General features: G+C 62.0%; 14 protein-coding genes. 6 read left to right on the forward strand and 8 right to left on the reverse strand.

Going from position 1 to position 13,897, the window contains the following annotated elements; genetic code table 11:
* Positions 1-166 precede the first annotated feature (166 nt).
* Together PFEN_RS15630 and PFEN_RS15635 are read left to right on the forward strand one after the other, a co-directional pair.
* Complete coding sequence (locus PFEN_RS15630; protein ID WP_191487713.1) at positions 167-850, forward strand: response regulator transcription factor; 684 nt, start codon at positions 167-169, stop codon at positions 848-850.
* On the forward strand, positions 828-2,222 hold the full coding sequence (locus PFEN_RS15635) for a sensor histidine kinase (RefSeq protein WP_191487714.1): 1,395 nt from the start codon (positions 828-830) through the stop codon (positions 2,220-2,222). The genes PFEN_RS15630 and PFEN_RS15635 overlap by 23 nt, the downstream gene beginning before the upstream one ends.
* Positions 2,223-2,243: 21 nt before the next feature.
* Here the strand turns inward: PFEN_RS15635 and PFEN_RS15640 are convergent, their stop codons facing one another.
* The 4 genes from PFEN_RS15640 to PFEN_RS15655 form a co-directional block, all read right to left on the reverse strand.
* Entirely contained in the window at positions 2,244-2,660 is a 417-nt protein-coding gene (locus PFEN_RS15640; RefSeq protein WP_191487715.1) for an SRPBCC family protein, read from the reverse strand.
* A 300-nt stretch (positions 2,661-2,960) separates the two neighbouring features.
* The gene (locus PFEN_RS15645) at positions 2,961-3,773 is read right to left on the reverse strand and encodes a hypothetical protein (RefSeq protein ID WP_191487716.1); all 813 of its coding nucleotides are present in this window, start codon (positions 3,771-3,773) and stop codon (positions 2,961-2,963) included.
* Positions 3,774-3,951: 178 nt separating this feature from the next.
* Positions 3,952-4,506 carry a phosphonate metabolism protein/1,5-bisphosphokinase (PRPP-forming) PhnN gene (gene phnN / locus PFEN_RS15650; protein WP_191487717.1) on the reverse strand — a complete coding sequence of 185 codons (555 nt, stop codon included), beginning with the start codon at positions 4,504-4,506 and terminating at the stop codon, positions 3,952-3,954.
* A gap of 161 nt (positions 4,507-4,667) precedes the next feature.
* Positions 4,668-5,981: an MFS transporter gene (locus PFEN_RS15655; protein ID WP_191487718.1), complete on the reverse strand. Its 1,314-nt coding sequence runs from the start codon at positions 5,979-5,981 to the stop codon at positions 4,668-4,670.
* 301 nt (positions 5,982-6,282) lie between these two features.
* On the opposite strand from PFEN_RS15655, the gene PFEN_RS15660 reads away from it, so the two are divergent.
* Together PFEN_RS15660 and PFEN_RS15665 are read left to right on the forward strand one after the other, a co-directional pair.
* Positions 6,283-7,581 (forward strand): MFS transporter, encoded by a 1,299-nt coding sequence (locus PFEN_RS15660; protein ID WP_191487719.1) that lies wholly within the window; start codon positions 6,283-6,285, stop codon positions 7,579-7,581.
* Between the two features lie 219 nt (positions 7,582-7,800).
* The gene (locus PFEN_RS15665) at positions 7,801-8,571 is read left to right on the forward strand and encodes a substrate-binding domain-containing protein (RefSeq protein ID WP_191487720.1); all 771 of its coding nucleotides are present in this window, start codon (positions 7,801-7,803) and stop codon (positions 8,569-8,571) included.
* Here the strand turns inward: PFEN_RS15665 and PFEN_RS15670 are convergent.
* The 4 genes from PFEN_RS15670 to PFEN_RS15685 all read right to left on the reverse strand — a co-directional run bounded on the left by PFEN_RS15670 (position 8,565) and on the right by PFEN_RS15685 (position 12,910).
* The gene (locus tag PFEN_RS15670; protein WP_191487721.1) at positions 8,565-9,479 is read right to left on the reverse strand and encodes a LysR family transcriptional regulator; all 915 of its coding nucleotides are present in this window, start codon (positions 9,477-9,479) and stop codon (positions 8,565-8,567) included. The two genes, PFEN_RS15665 and PFEN_RS15670, sit on opposite strands and share 7 nt — an antisense overlap.
* 168 nt (positions 9,480-9,647) lie before the next feature.
* The gene (locus PFEN_RS15675) at positions 9,648-10,667 is read right to left on the reverse strand and encodes a branched-chain amino acid aminotransferase (protein WP_191487881.1); all 1,020 of its coding nucleotides are present in this window, start codon (positions 10,665-10,667) and stop codon (positions 9,648-9,650) included.
* Between the two features lie 166 nt (positions 10,668-10,833).
* On the reverse strand, positions 10,834-11,913 hold the full coding sequence (locus tag PFEN_RS15680) for a sensor domain-containing diguanylate cyclase (RefSeq protein ID WP_191487722.1): 1,080 nt from the start codon (positions 11,911-11,913) through the stop codon (positions 10,834-10,836).
* A gap of 88 nt (positions 11,914-12,001) precedes the next feature.
* Positions 12,002-12,910: an NAD(P)/FAD-dependent oxidoreductase gene (locus tag PFEN_RS15685; protein WP_191487723.1), complete on the reverse strand. Its 909-nt coding sequence runs from the start codon at positions 12,908-12,910 to the stop codon at positions 12,002-12,004.
* A 140-nt stretch (positions 12,911-13,050) separates the two neighbouring features.
* Between PFEN_RS15685 and PFEN_RS15690 the strand changes: the two genes are divergently transcribed.
* Both PFEN_RS15690 and PFEN_RS15695 read left to right on the forward strand, forming a co-directional pair.
* Positions 13,051-13,536: an RrF2 family transcriptional regulator gene (locus tag PFEN_RS15690; protein ID WP_191487724.1), complete on the forward strand. Its 486-nt coding sequence runs from the start codon at positions 13,051-13,053 to the stop codon at positions 13,534-13,536.
* Positions 13,533-13,877, forward strand: a complete 345-nt coding sequence (locus PFEN_RS15695) for an FKBP-type peptidyl-prolyl cis-trans isomerase (RefSeq protein ID WP_191487725.1) — start codon at positions 13,533-13,535, stop codon at positions 13,875-13,877. Before PFEN_RS15690 ends, PFEN_RS15695 begins: the two co-directional genes overlap by 4 nt.
* Positions 13,878-13,897: the final 20 nt, after the last annotated feature.

The raw sequence follows: 13,897 nt of genomic DNA on the forward strand, positions 1-13,897 counted from the left end.
TGACAGCCTTCATTCAGCCAAGGTGTGGCTATATGTTTCCAGCCTCCATTGAGACCCGAGGCGCCCTGTGAACAGCAGCCCAGAGCGCGTGAAGATTTGTTCAGAAAGCTTTCACCGACTTCTTGGCACACTTGCCCACTTGTTTGAAGGTCCGTCGAGGCAACCCATGACCCGCATTCTGACCATCGAAGATGATGCTGTAACCGCCAAGGAAATCGTGGCTGAACTGAGCAGCCATGGGCTTGAAGTCGACTGGGTCGACAACGGCCGCGAAGGTCTGGTACGCGCCGTCAGCGGCGGCTACGACCTGATCACCCTGGATCGCATGCTGCCTGAACTCGATGGCCTGGCGATCGTCACGACCCTGCGCACCATCGGCGTGGCCACGCCGATCCTGATGATCAGTGCCCTCTCCGATGTCGATGAGCGCGTACGCGGCCTGCGGGCCGGCGGCGACGATTACCTGACCAAGCCCTTCGCCTCCGACGAAATGGCGGCCCGGGTCGAAGTGCTGCTGCGGCGCAAGAGCCCGGCACGGGAATTCGAAACCTCGCTGCGGGTCGCCGACCTCGAGCTCAACCTGATGACCCGCGAAGCCTCCCGGGCCGATCAACTGCTGACGCTGCTGCCCACCGAGTACAAGTTGCTGGAGTTCCTGATGCGCAACACCGGGCAGATCCTCTCGCGCATGATGATCTTCGAGGAAGTCTGGGGTTATCACTTCGATCCTGGCACCAACCTGATCGATGTGCATATCGGCCGCCTGCGCAAGAAGATCGACGGGCCCGGCCTGGCCCCGCTGATCCGTACCGTGCGAGGTTCGGGTTATGTCATTGCCGAACCCCTCTAAAGGCTGGCGCTCCTCCACCAGCCGGTTGCTGGCACTCTACAGCTTCCTGTTCGTGGCCTGGAGCTGCAGCCTGATGGGGGTGCTGTACTACGAGGTTTCCGGTTACCTGAACACCCTCGCCCGTCACTCGCTGATGCAACGCCAACACCTGTTTTCGCGCTTCCAGGGCCAAGCGCTGATGGAAGCGCTGACCACCAGCATGACGTTCGACATGCGTGGCGTGGATGCCTACGGCCTGTTCAACGAGCAGAAAATGCACCTGAGCGGGCCGATCCAGGAAATCCCCGCTGACCTGCCGATGGATGGCAAGATCCATGAACTGGCCGATTGCACCGACTCCGACGACCCGGACCTGCCCCAGGACAGTTGCGACGCGGTGGCCACCCAGACCCATGACGGGCGCTGGCTGCTGCTGGTACGCGACAACGGCTCGCTGTTCGGTGTGACCCGGATCATTCTCCACGCCCTGTTCTGGGCGGTCTCGTTGACCATTCTGCCCGGCATTGCCGGCTGGCACTTGTTGCGCCGACAGCCGATCCGTCGGATACGGGCGATCCAGGCCAGCGCCGAGTCGATCATCGCCGGAGACCTGGGCCATCGCTTGCCGCTGTCAAATCGCCGCGACGAGCTGGATATGCTGGCGGCGATCGTCAATGCCATGCTCGACCGGATCGAGAAACTGATGCACGAGGTCAAGGGCGTCTGCGACAACATCGCCCATGACCTGCGCACCCCGCTGACCCGCCTGCGCGCGCAGTTGTACCGGATCCAGCAACAGGCCGTCGAGGGTTCGCCCGAGTCCCTGAAGCTGGATGGCGTGATTGCCGAGACCGATACCTTGATGGCGCGTTTCCGTGGTTTGTTGCGCATCTCCGAGCTGGAAGACCATCAGCGGCGCTCCGGTTTCCTGGTGCTGGACCCATTGCCGTTGCTGCATGAGCTGCATGATTTCTACCTGCCGCTGGCTGAGGAAGCCGAGATCTGCCTGCGCCTGGAGACCCCCGCGACACTGCCGGCAATCACCGGTGACCGGGCCTTGCTGTTCGAAGCCCTGGCCAATCTGCTGAGCAATTCGATCAAGTTCACCCCGCCGGGTGGCGAGGTGGTATTGATGGCGAGCAACGACGCCGGCAGCACCCGCATCGAAGTACAGGATTCCGGCCCCGGCATCCCGCCGTCCGAGCGCGAGGCGGTGTTCCAGCGCTTCTATCGCTGCGACGAAGGCACCCAGCACGGCGGCTTCGGCCTCGGCTTGTCGATTGTCGCCGCCATCGTCAGCCTGCACGGCTTCAGCCTCGACATCGGCACCAGCGAGCAGGCCGGCGCGCGCTTGATCCTCAATTGCCGCAACAGCCTGATGACCGCGGATTGAATCGGCGCTCAGGCGCGGTGTTCAGTCCGGGAAGTTGGCCTTCAGGGCCGCCAGGCCCTCGGCATAGATCCCGTGGAACAGCTCCACCGCCTCCTCTTCACTGACCCCCTGCGGAGTGAAGATCCCCGCCCACTCGACGACGCAGGTATGTGGCTCATTGCCCTCGCGGACCTGCATCGTGGCCAGGTAATCGATTACCGGGAATGGCTTCTCGATAAAGGAGTAGCTGTAGCGCCGGGCCCGGTTGTCGAACGCTTCCAGGCGCTCGACGATGCGCACGCCGTCCGCCGTGTGCAAGGTGCGCACACGCCCGCCTTCGCTGAGACTGCTGCTGGGAATGGACGGCAGCCAGTCCGGCAGGCAATCGAATCCGCCCATCAGTTGCCAGACCGCTTCGGGTGGCATGCCGATCTCGACGGTTACGGATGTTGCAGCCATGAATAATCTCCACGAACAAGTTGGACAGCCAGGCCGACCCCGGCGCTGGACCCCCTGCTAATAACGACCTTATCGCAAAGCTCGGTGGACAAGGCCAGCGCCTTGATACTCAGCCTGAAGCGTTGCGCGATCATCTTTATCCGTTCAACTCTAGCCATAATTTGTGACGATGCCGGTTGATAGCCGCCACTCGTCGCCTTGGACGTCCCGGGCATGCATCCAGACGCTCTCCAGACACTCGATCCGCTGATGCGTGAAGTCGCCGTCAAGGCAGTGCTGGCGCAGGCCCTGGATCGAGCGCTAGATGTCCATGATCTTGGCGACAAAGGCATTCCAGCCTGCCGGTTCGCGGATCAATGCCGGGTAATTATGCGAAAAGCCGCCCATCACCCCGCGTCGAGTCATGAGTTCGCGGATGATGGCGGTCGCCGGGCCGCCGCCACTGCCGTTCGCCAGGCTCTGCTCCTGATAGGCGCGCCAGTGCAGCTCCATCGCAATAACCTTGCACAGCGCCGACTCCTGGGCCAGGACCCCGGTATTCTTGGCCAACAGGCAGAGTTTGACCGGCACGCTGATGCCCAACGATACGCCACCGGGAACAGCCGCCAGGCCAAACCCGACGCCCCGGTTGAGCAACTTGTGGGTTTTCATGAGTTTCAACAGATCAAGCCAGCGGCACAGGGTATTACTCTGCCGGCAGTTCCTGGCCATCTCGGCAAAATGATACAAGTGCACGGCTGAAGCACCGGCGGAACTACCCTCGCGCATCAAGGCGTAGGGGTTGACGGGCAAGACCATGCTACCGACCACCGCCGCCGTCCCGGTAAACGACTGCGCGTAATTACGCACTTTACGATGGCGCAGCAGATGCTTGGTCTTGGACGAAGCGCTCCCATCAATACCATGCACAACGAAATAGGGGTTATCCACCAGGGCCGAAGTCGGTTGCCCCATCTTGTACGAGCCCACCACCGGTGCCACGCAGGCTCCCAGGCCGTGGGGAATGACCCCGGACAAGGCCAGGGCGGTGTCCATGATCAAACTGTCCATCTTGAAACTGTACTGGGAAAGTTCTTTCAAGCGAGTGGCAAAGCTATCCTGTTCGACACTCATATCGGCCTATCTCTCGTATTTAAAAAGCCGGGGGATTTTCAATTAAAATATCAGTCCCGAGCGCTATTCAACGAGGTCAAAAAAGGCCAATTTATTACCTTAGTTTGCAGCTTACTTAAACAACCGCCAATACAATAAGAAAACTCCCAAAGACCACGAGTTCAATTATAAAAAGCTACTATTTCCCGATTAGCCTGAACAATTTTTCCAGGCTTATGCGCAGGGACCCCGAATTATCCAACAGGCTCAATGACGGGTCGTCCAGTGCCAGCAGCGACGCCGTGAATTCGGCATTGCGCGCCAATCGTGCCTCGATCTGCGGCAAGCTCTCCCGGCCCCGTGCCAGCAGCCGCTCACGCAGTACGGCCTGGTCGACGACCAACAGGATCACCTGCAAATCCGGGTAGCGCGCTCGCGCCTGCGGCAGGTAAGCCCGTGAACCGTTGACCAGCACCTCCACTCCCGCGGCCAGCCACTCGTCGATCAAACGCGGAATGCCATAACACAGGCCATTGGCCTGCCAGCTCATGGCAAAGGCGCCCTGGGCCTGCATCGTCGCGAACTGTTCGGCACTGACCGCCTGCGCCGCCTCGCCAACCGCTTCAGCCGAGCGGGTGATGACGCGCCGGGCAACACGGCAGCCACGCTCGGCCAGGGGTTCGCGGGCGGCATCGAGCAAACTGTCCTTGCCCGAACCCGAAGGTCCGATGAGATAAATTAATCGACCCGCCATCCACAATCCCTCACACGTCGTCGCGCGCACAGTACAACACTCGCACCGTTCATGGCACTGGCCGCAAGCTGCTTTGCACACTGGCCGAGGGACAAGACGCGCGCGTCGACGCAGAACGGTGAGCCAAAACCTCAAGCGCGCCCCGGGCACTCGTGCCTGGCTCAGCCCAGGTTGCGCGCCGCCAGCCGGGAGAAGCTCGCCAGGCAAGCCACGGCGGCAAAACCGGCACCGATATACAGGGCCAGGACCGGTCCCGCGTGACTCGACAAGCCGAAACTCAAGGCCACCAGCGCGGCCCCCGTGGACTGCCCGAGCAGGCGCGCGGTGGCGATCGTGCCACTGGCGCCGCTACTGCGTTCGCGCGGGGCGCTGGTCATCAGGGCCTTCTGGTTGGGCGACTGGAAGAAACCAAAGCCCAGGCCACAAATCACCATGCGTACACCGATCTCCAGGGCACTTGGGTCCGCGGGCAGCATCGCCAGGGACAACATGCCCAGCGACAGAACGCCCAGGCCGATACCGCCGAGCAAGCCCGGCGGGTAGCGATCCGACAGGCGTCCGGCAAAGGGTGCGATCAGGGCCACCACCACCGACCAGGGCGTCATCAGGTAGCCGGTCTGGACCGGATCGCGGCCCAGCACTGTTTCGAAGAAAAAGGGCAGCGAGACAAACGCCAGGCCCTGGGTCGCGAAAGAGCAAATCGCCGTGAGGGCCGACAACGCGAACATCGGACGCTTGAGCAGGTCGATCGGAAACATCGGCGCCGGATGTCCGGCCTCGCGGCGGATCATCAGGTAACCGGCGCTGACACAAACCAGCAGGGCCAGACAGATCGGCAGCGTACTGGCAAACTGCGCGCCCTCCCCCAATGCATAGATCAGCGAGCCGAAGGTCAGGATACTCAGGCCGGCCGTGCCCCAGGCAAAGCGCTGGCCGTTGGGTGGAGTATGCGGCAATGAAGGAATCGCCATGGCCAGGGCGATCAGGCCGATGGGAATGTTCACGCCAAACAGCCAGGGCCAATCGGCCACCGACAGGATCAACGAGGCGACCGTCGGTCCGGCGGCGAACGACATACCCACCACCAGCGCATTGAGGCCCATGCCCCGACCGAGCTTCTCCGGGGGGAACAGGCTGAAGATCAGCGCGCCGTTGACACTCATGATCGCACTGGCGCCTACCCCTTGCAGGACCCGCGCCAGCGTCAGCTGAGTCAGGCTGCTCGACATCGCGCACAGCGCCGAAGACAGGCTGAACAACACCAGACCGAACAGATAGATCTTGCGATGCCCGATCACGCCGCCGAACGAGGCGAAAGCCAGGATGGTCGCGACCGCCGACAGCTGGTAGGCGTTGATGATCCACACCGAGGCGGCCGGCGTGGTGTGCAGGCTGGTGGCGATGGCCGGCAACGCTGTGTTGGCGATGGCGGTGTCCAGCGAGGCCAGGGCAATGGAGATCAGGATCGCCAACATGCCACTGACCTGACGCGATAAACGCGGCCTGAAAATTCCCGATAACCCGCTGATCGCACACCCCCGAGAGCCGCCGTACAGAGCGGATGATAGCGTTTTGCCGAGCACCGCTGGCGAGGTTTTGCTGAACCGTGGCTGTACGACAGCAGCCGACTCCTTGTCCCGCACCAAAGATTGATCCACTTTACACATCAATCCATTCTAAAAATGCACTTATCAAATCTATAGCGCTGTTCCAGTATCCCGCTCAATAAAAATCTGCACTGCGATGCAGGCCATAAAAACGCTGGAGACCTTCAAGATGCACGCCACAACACCGACCGCCAGTTCCGCCCGTGCCAAGGCGGGCGCGGTATTTCGCGTTACCTCGGGCAACTTCCTCGAACAGTTCGACTTCTTCCTGTTCGGCTTCTATGCCACCTATATTGCCGCCGCCTTCTTCCCCGCCAGCAGTGAGTTTGCTTCGCTGATGATGACCTTCGCGGTGTTCGGCGCCGGCTTCCTGATGCGCCCACTGGGGGCGGTGATTCTCGGTGCCTATATCGATGAAGTGGGCCGGCGCAAGGGCCTGATCGTCACCCTGTCGATCATGGCCAGCGGCACCATCCTGATCGTGCTGGTCCCCGGCTACGAAAGCATCGGCCTGCTGGCTCCGGCCCTGGTCTTGATCGGTCGCCTGCTACAGGGCTTCTCCGCCGGCGCCGAACTCGGCGGGGTCTCGGTGTACCTGTCGGAAATCGCCACGCCGGGGCGCAAGGGCTTCTTCACCGCCTGGCAGTCATGCAGCCAGCAAGTCGCCGTGGTGATCGCCGCCGCCCTCGGCTATGGATTGAATCAGTGGATGTCGGCCAGCACCGTGGCCGACTGGGGCTGGCGCATCCCGTTTCTCGTCGGTTGCATGATCGTGCCGTTCATCTTCCTGCTGCGCCGCAACCTGGCGGAAACCGAGGAATTCGCCAAGCGTCGTCATCGGCCGGGCATGCGCGAGGTGTTCAACACCCTGGCGCAGAACTGGGTGATCGTGGTTGCCGGGATGCTGATGGTGGCGATGACCACCACTGCCTTCTACCTGATCACCGTGTATGCGCCGACCTTCGGCAAGACCGTGCTGCACCTGAGCACTGCCGATAGCCTGCTGGTGACCTTGCTGATCGGGGTCTCGAACTTCTGCTGGCTGCCCCTGGGCGGCACCCTCTCCGACCGTATCGGCCGCCGCCCGGTGCTGCTGACCATGGCCGGCCTGACCCTGGCCACGGCCTACCCGGTCTTGTCACTGCTGGTCCAGGCGCCCAGTTTCAGCCATATGCTGCTGGTGCTGCTGTGGCTGTCGTTTCTCTATGGGATGTACAACGGCGCGATGGTCGCGGCCCTGACCGAAATCATGCCGGCGGAGGTCCGCGTTGCCGGTTTCTCCCTGGCTTATAGCTTGGCGACGGCAGTGTTCGGTGGTTTCACTCCGGCGATCTCCACCTTGCTGATCGAGTACACCGGGGACAAGGCCGCGCCGGGCTACTGGATGAGCTTCGCCGCGCTCTGCGCCCTGTGCGCGACGCTGTTTCTCTACCGCAAGGCCAAGGTGCAGTTCCAACCAGCGGTGTAGGTCTGGCGTTTCTGGGGTGACCTCAAGGCCGCCTTCGCTGGCAAGCCAAGCTCCTACAAGTTATCAGTCGAACACAAGATCCTGGTTCGACACAGACCCTGTAGAAGCCTGGCTTGTCGGAACACCGCACCACAGCGAAGGCAGCGGAACAGGCACCACAGACTCATGAGCCTTGAGCCCAGGCCCACCTTTTCAATACCAAAAAACAAGAGAGATCCGATGAAAGCAGTGTTCTTGAAACTCGCCCTGATCGCCAGCCTGGCCCTGGGCACTATGGCCCAGGCCGAGGAAATCCGCGTGATGACCTCCGGCGGCTTTACCGCCGCCTACAAGCTGCTCGGCCCGAAATTCGCCGCCGATACCGGCAATACCCTCGACACCATTCTCGGTCCGTCCATGGGCAAGGCCCCGGAAGCCATCCCCAATCGACTGGCGCGTGGTGAAAAGGCCGATGTGCTGATCATGGTCGGCTATGCCCTCGACGACTTGATCAAGCAAGGTAAGGTCTTGCCCGGTTCACGGGTGGAGCTGGCCGACTCGCGGATCGGCCTGGTGGTGCGCGAAGGCAGCGCCAAGCCGGCCATCGCTACCGAGCAGGAGCTGAAAGACACCCTGCTCAAGGCCAAGTCCGTGGCCTACTCCGACAGTGCCAGCGGCGTGTATATCCAGGAACAGCTGTTCAAACGCCTGGGCATCGAAGCACAGCTCAAGCCCAAGGCGAGCATGGTGCCGAAGATCCCGGTGGCCTCGGTGGTCGCGACGGGCGACTACCAGTTGGGCTTCCAGCAGGTCAGCGAGCTGCTGCCGGTGCTGGGGGTGACTTATGTCGGCAAGATCCCTGAATCGCTGCAGTCGGTGACGCGGTTTGCCGCCGGGATTCCGGTGGGAGCACAGCATCCCGAGCAGGCCAAGGCGTTGCTTGATTACCTCGCGGCCCCGGCAGCCCAGGCAACCGTGAAGGCGACCGGGCTGGACTCCATTTCTCATTGATGACAGGTGCTCTGTGGCGCCTTCATCTCGACAATCAGACGCTCCAGTTCCCGCGCCGCCGGGGTCAGCACCCGCCCCCGGCGCTTGAGCAGCCCGACCTTGCGCATCACCTCCGGCTCGATCAGCGGCACACTGGTGAGAATCGGGTGCCCGGCCCCCGGCATCGCCATGGTCGGCACCGCCGCCACCCCCAACCCGGCCTCCACCAGGCCGATCATGGTAGTGACATGCCGGGTTTCGCAAACCCCCGACTTCTGCGGCGCGATACCCATCAGCGCCTGGTCGAGCAGGAAGCGATTGCCAGAGGTCTTGTCGAGGCTGATGTAGTCCTGCTGGTACAGCTCGGTCCAGGTCACGCTGGCCCGGCTGGCCAGCGGATGATCGCGGCGGCAGGCCACGACGTAGCGCTCCTCCAGCAGCAACTCGAATTCGATTTCCGCTTGCAGGTTGCCGGTGAAACTCAGACCGAAATCCGCCTCGCCACTGAGCACCGCGGCATGCACGTCGTTGGCGCTGGAATCCAGTACCTTGACCTTGATCTTCGGGTATTGCCGGTGGTAATGGGCAACCACCTTGGGCATGAAGTAATAGGCCGCCGATGGCACGCAAGCCACCGTGACATGTCCCAGCCGGGTCGAGGCCACGTCGCTGATGCCGAGCAAGGCCAGGTCCAGGTCATCCAGCAGTCGCTCCACCGTCGGCGCGAACGCCCTGCCCACCTGGGTCAGGCTGACCCGTCGGGTGGTGCGCTCGAACAGCCGTACACCCAACGCATCTTCCAGCTTCTCCACCCGCCGGCTCAAGGCCGGCTGGGAAATGCTGATGGCCTGGGCCGCCTTGCGAAAGCTGCCCTGCTCGACCACCGCGCGAAAAGCCTGCAAATCGTTCAAATCGAAGTTGATGGCCACGGAGCTGACTCGTCGAAAACTGATTGATCAGTTTAACGCATGAGTCAACCGATTCGATGCATGAGGTAATCTTGAATGCATGCCATTCATACGACAAGACAGTAAAAAGCCCGGCCTGATCGCTCAGGCCGGGCTCTTCGGACTGCCCGGATCAGACAGTCGTCGGCATCAGACCTTGACGATCCAGCCCGCCGGGGCCTCGACGTCACCGGTCTGCACGCCAGTCAGTTCGTTGTACAGACGCTGGGTCACCGGACCGACTTCGGTCTCGCTGTGGAACACATGCAGCTTGCCGTTGTACTCGATGCCACCGATCGGCGTGATCACGGCGGCAGTCCCGCAGGCACCGGCTTCCTTGAACTCGTCGATCTTGTCGATCAGCACGTCGCCTTCGATGACTTTCAGGCCCAGGCGTGACTGAGCCAGTTCGATCAGCGACATACGGGTAATGCCCGGCAATACCGAAGGCGACTTCGGCGTGACGAATTCGTCGTTGCGGGTGATGCCGAAGAAGTTGGCCGAACCGACTTCCTCGATCTTCGTATGGGTCATCGGATCCAGGTAGATGCTATCGGCAAAACCATGCTTCTTGGCATCGGCCCCCGGCATCAGGCTGGCGGCGTAGTTACCGCCGACCTTGGCCGCACCGGTGCCTTGAGGAGCGGCGCGGTCGTAGCTGGAGATCACGAAGTTGTGTGGTTTCATGCCGCCCTTGAAGTAGGCGCCGACCGGAATGCAGAAGACCGAGAAAATGAACTCGGGAGCGGTACGCACGCCGATGTTGTCACCCACGCCGATCACGAATGGCCGCAGGTACAGCGCGCCGCCGGTGCCGTAAGGTGGGATGAAACGTTCGTTGGCGCGGACCACCTGCTTGCAGGCTTCGATAAACACATCGGTCGGCACGTGCGGCATCAACACGCGCGAGCAACTGCGCTGCATGCGCGCGGCGTTCTGGTCAGGACGGAACAGGTTGATCGAACCGTCCTTGCAGCGGTAGGCCTTCAAGCCTTCGAAGCACTGCTGGCCGTAATGCAGCGCGGTCGAACCTTCGCTGATATGCAGGACGTTGTCTTCGGTCAGCGTACCCTTGTCCCACTCACCATTACGGTAGTACGACAGGTAGCGCTTGTCGGTCTTGACGTAATCGAAACCCAGCTTGTCCCAGTTAATATTTTCCTGACCCATGGCATCCTCAATCATCTGATAACCGCCTGAATCACTCAGGCTTATGACATTTTTTCAGCAGGCCACCACAATACCCTATTCAGGCAGGAAATCGCAGCCTGGGCGACGTGCATGTCCTACATGCGTTTATGCCCGGACCTTCATGCCAGGCGCCTGCGGGCGACCTTCAGCCGGCATGGACCGGCGACGCGGCCTGGCGGCCAAAGCGGTATTGATTGTTCCCGCTGCGCTTGGCTTCGTACATCGCCAGGTCAGCGGTATGGATCAATGTATCCATGCTCGACGCATGATCCGGAAATACCGCCACTCCCAGGCTGCAGCCGATTTGCGCCGATTGATCGCCAAGACTGATCGGTATCGACAACTCGCCGAGGATTTTCCCACACAGCAGGTGAACGTCCTCCAGCAGGCCATTGTCCTGCTGGGCCAGCCCTTCGAGGACCAACACGAACTCATCGCCACCGATGCGCGCCACCGTGTCCGAGCTGCGTATCAGGTTCTTCAGGCGGGTTGCCGTGGTGACCAGGATCCGGTCACCGGCCGCATGCCCGTAGCCATCATTGATGTCCTTGAAGCCGTTGAGGTCGAGAAACACCAGGATCACCCGGGAGGCCTGCTCGCGGGCATGCGCCAGCGCCCTGGACAGGCGCTCCTCCAGCACCAGTCGATTGGGCAGCCCGGTCAGCGCATCGTGGTGGGCCAGGGTATGCAGCTGGCTGGCCCAGGCCTTTTCCTCGGTGATATCCCGCACCACCCCCATCATCTTGATCGCCGAGTCGTGGACGTTTTTCACCACATTACCGGTCTCACGCAGCCAGTGGACACTGCCGTCCGGCCAGATCACCCGGTATTCCTCGTCGTGGTTCTCGCCGGTCTCGATACAGCGCGCCTCACCGGCCCGGACCCTGTCCCGATCCTCGGGGTGCACGCTGGCGCAGAACAGTTCGTAGGACGGGATCACCTCGCCCACCTTGTAGCCGAACATGCCATAGATGGCTTCCGACCAGTAGAGTTTCTCGGTATCGACATCCCAGTCCCAGGTGCCGATACGGGCAAAGTACTGGCTGCGCTTGAAGCGCTCGACATCGTCGCCGGTTTCGACCCGCCGCTGGCGTTCGCTCAATTGCTGCAAAAGTACCCGGCACTCGGCCAGCTCCCGGCGCGCCCTGCGCTCGCGACGCAACAACACACCGATCAAGGCAATCACGGGCACTGCGACAGCGACCTCAAGCCATGAGGTCAGCATTGGAAACCCAGGGATATGAACATGGACACACGACGAATAAATGGCCAGTGGCTATCTTAATCCACGCGTAACGTGCGCCCATGCTTTTTTAGTGATTCGTGGCTTCGGCCAGCAACGACTGATGAACACCGAAACCGGCCATCACCCCGGCCGCTGAAGCGAGCGTCGCGTTGTGCATCGGGCTGGCGGCATCCCCGGCGGCAAAAACACCCGGCACCGTCGTTTCCTTGCGGCCGTCCACCCGCAGGTAAGGTCCGCTCGGTCCTTCGTCGAACAGGCAACCCAACTGCTCCGCCAGCGGGCTGGCCATATGGGTTTTGGGGCCGGCGAACAGCGCCTGGACCTCGATCAGCCGACCGTCGCTCAGGCGCACCGCCTCGAGCGCCGGCGCCTGGCCCAGCAACTCGACCACCGGGGTTCGTTCGATCCGCACGCCGCGCGCTTGCAGATAGGCCAGTTGCTCAGCCTCGGGTTCATAGAGCCCCTGGGTGAAATACACCGTCGGGCCCCAATCGGGGATCAGCCCGGCCTGGTGCGCGGAGAGCGGCATGGTGGCCAATACCCCCAGGGCGCGATCACGCACTTCGTAGCCATGGCAGTACGGGCAATGCAGCACCGTGCTACCCCAACGCTCCTGCAGGCCGGGAATCGCCGGCAATTCATCGCGCAGGCCGGTGGCCAGGATCAACCTGTCCACCGGCGTTTCCTGGCCATCGGCCAGCACCACGGCAAACCCGGCCTCGACCTGACGCGCCGACACTGCCTCCCCCTGTACGAATTCGACGGTCGGATAACGCAGGAGCTGACGCAGCGCCTCATCCCGGATTGCCTGAGGTGACTGGCCATCCTGGCCGAGAAAACCATGGGCGGTCGCCGCGAACCGATTACGCGGCCGACCCGAATCGATCAACAACACCCGCTGGCGGGCCCGGGCCAACTGCATGGCCGCTGACAACCCGGCAAAACTGGCCCCCACCACCCCTACAAAATGTGACATGAGCGAAACTCCTCGTGGATTGAACTCACGAAACTTTATAAGTTACGTAACACTCTCGCGTCAACTCCCGTAACTCGTCTTGTTACAGACGGTCGATTTTGCTATACCTGCGTCTTGTTCTTTCACCAGCGAAACACCCCATGCGCAACGACAGTCGCCTCTCCCGCATGCTGCATGTGCTGATCCACATGGACCGACACGACCAACGCAGCACCTCCGAGACCATCGCGCAGATGCTCCATACCAACCCGGTGGTGGTGCGCCGGACCATGGCCGGGCTGCGGGATCATGGTTATGTGCACTCGGAAAAAGGCCACGGCGGCGGCTGGACCCTGGCCCGACCCCTGAGCGAGATCACCTTGCTCGATATCCATCGGGCCCTTGGCGCGCCAGAGGTGTTTGCCCTGGGCCTGTCACGGGAAGAACCGCAGTGCCTGGTGGAACAGGCGGTCAACGCCCGTCTCACCGATGTCCTGCAGGAAGCCGAAGCGCTGCTGATCATGCGCCTGGGACAAGTGACCCTGGCCGAGCTGGCGAATGATTTCGACCGACGCCTGGCACAGAAACGCCTGGAAAACCCCGAGCTGGAAATCCCGCACGGACCATCGACCCTGGAGAAGTCATGACAAACACTGAATTGCAGGTCACCGACCTGCTGGAAGGCGACGGCAAGACCGTGGTCAAGGGCGCCCTGATCACCACGCACTACCGCGGCACGCTCGAGGATGGCAGCGAGTTCGACTCGTCCCATGGCCGTGGCAAACCGTTCCAGTGCGTGATTGGCAGCGGCCGGGTGATCAAGGGCTGGGATATAGGCCTGATGGGCATGAAAGTCGGCGGCAAACGCCGGCTGTTCGTGCCGGCACACCTGGCCTACGGTGAACGAGGCATGGGCGCGCTCGTCGCACCGGGTGCCGACCTGACCTTTGAAATCGAGCTGCTGGAAGTGCTGACACGGGACGATTGAGCGCCCTTGCGTCTATCCTT

It is taken from the genome of Pseudomonas sp. FEN (assembly GCF_904067045.1).
Classification (GTDB): Bacteria; Pseudomonadota; Gammaproteobacteria; order Pseudomonadales; family Pseudomonadaceae; genus Aquipseudomonas.

Bases quoted from the DNA above. Each gene is read 5' to 3' on its own strand.
- PFEN_RS15655 (WP_191487718.1), bottom strand. From the start codon at position 5,981: ATGTTGGCGATCCTGATCTCCATTGCCCTGGCCTCGCTGGACACCGCC.
- PFEN_RS15660 (WP_191487719.1), top strand. From the start codon at position 6,283: ATGCACGCCACAACACCGACCGCCAGTTCCGCCCGTGCCAAGGCGGGC.
- PFEN_RS15675 (WP_191487881.1), bottom strand. From the start codon at position 10,667: ATGGGTCAGGAAAATATTAACTGGGACAAGCTGGGTTTCGATTACGTC.
- PFEN_RS15645 (WP_191487716.1), bottom strand. From the start codon at position 3,773: ATGAGTGTCGAACAGGATAGCTTTGCCACTCGCTTGAAAGAACTTTCC.
- PFEN_RS15635 (WP_191487714.1), top strand. From the start codon at position 828: ATGTCATTGCCGAACCCCTCTAAAGGCTGGCGCTCCTCCACCAGCCGG.
- PFEN_RS15630 (WP_191487713.1), top strand. From the start codon at position 167: ATGACCCGCATTCTGACCATCGAAGATGATGCTGTAACCGCCAAGGAA.
- PFEN_RS15690 (WP_191487724.1), top strand. From the start codon at position 13,051: ATGCGCAACGACAGTCGCCTCTCCCGCATGCTGCATGTGCTGATCCAC.
- PFEN_RS15685 (WP_191487723.1), bottom strand. From the start codon at position 12,910: ATGTCACATTTTGTAGGGGTGGTGGGGGCCAGTTTTGCCGGGTTGTCA.
- PFEN_RS15665 (WP_191487720.1), top strand. From the start codon at position 7,801: ATGAAAGCAGTGTTCTTGAAACTCGCCCTGATCGCCAGCCTGGCCCTG.
- PFEN_RS15680 (WP_191487722.1), bottom strand. From the start codon at position 11,913: ATGCTGACCTCATGGCTTGAGGTCGCTGTCGCAGTGCCCGTGATTGCC.
- PFEN_RS15695 (WP_191487725.1), top strand. From the start codon at position 13,533: ATGACAAACACTGAATTGCAGGTCACCGACCTGCTGGAAGGCGACGGC.
- phnN (WP_191487717.1), bottom strand. From the start codon at position 4,506: ATGGCGGGTCGATTAATTTATCTCATCGGACCTTCGGGTTCGGGCAAG.
- PFEN_RS15640 (WP_191487715.1), bottom strand. From the start codon at position 2,660: ATGGCTGCAACATCCGTAACCGTCGAGATCGGCATGCCACCCGAAGCG.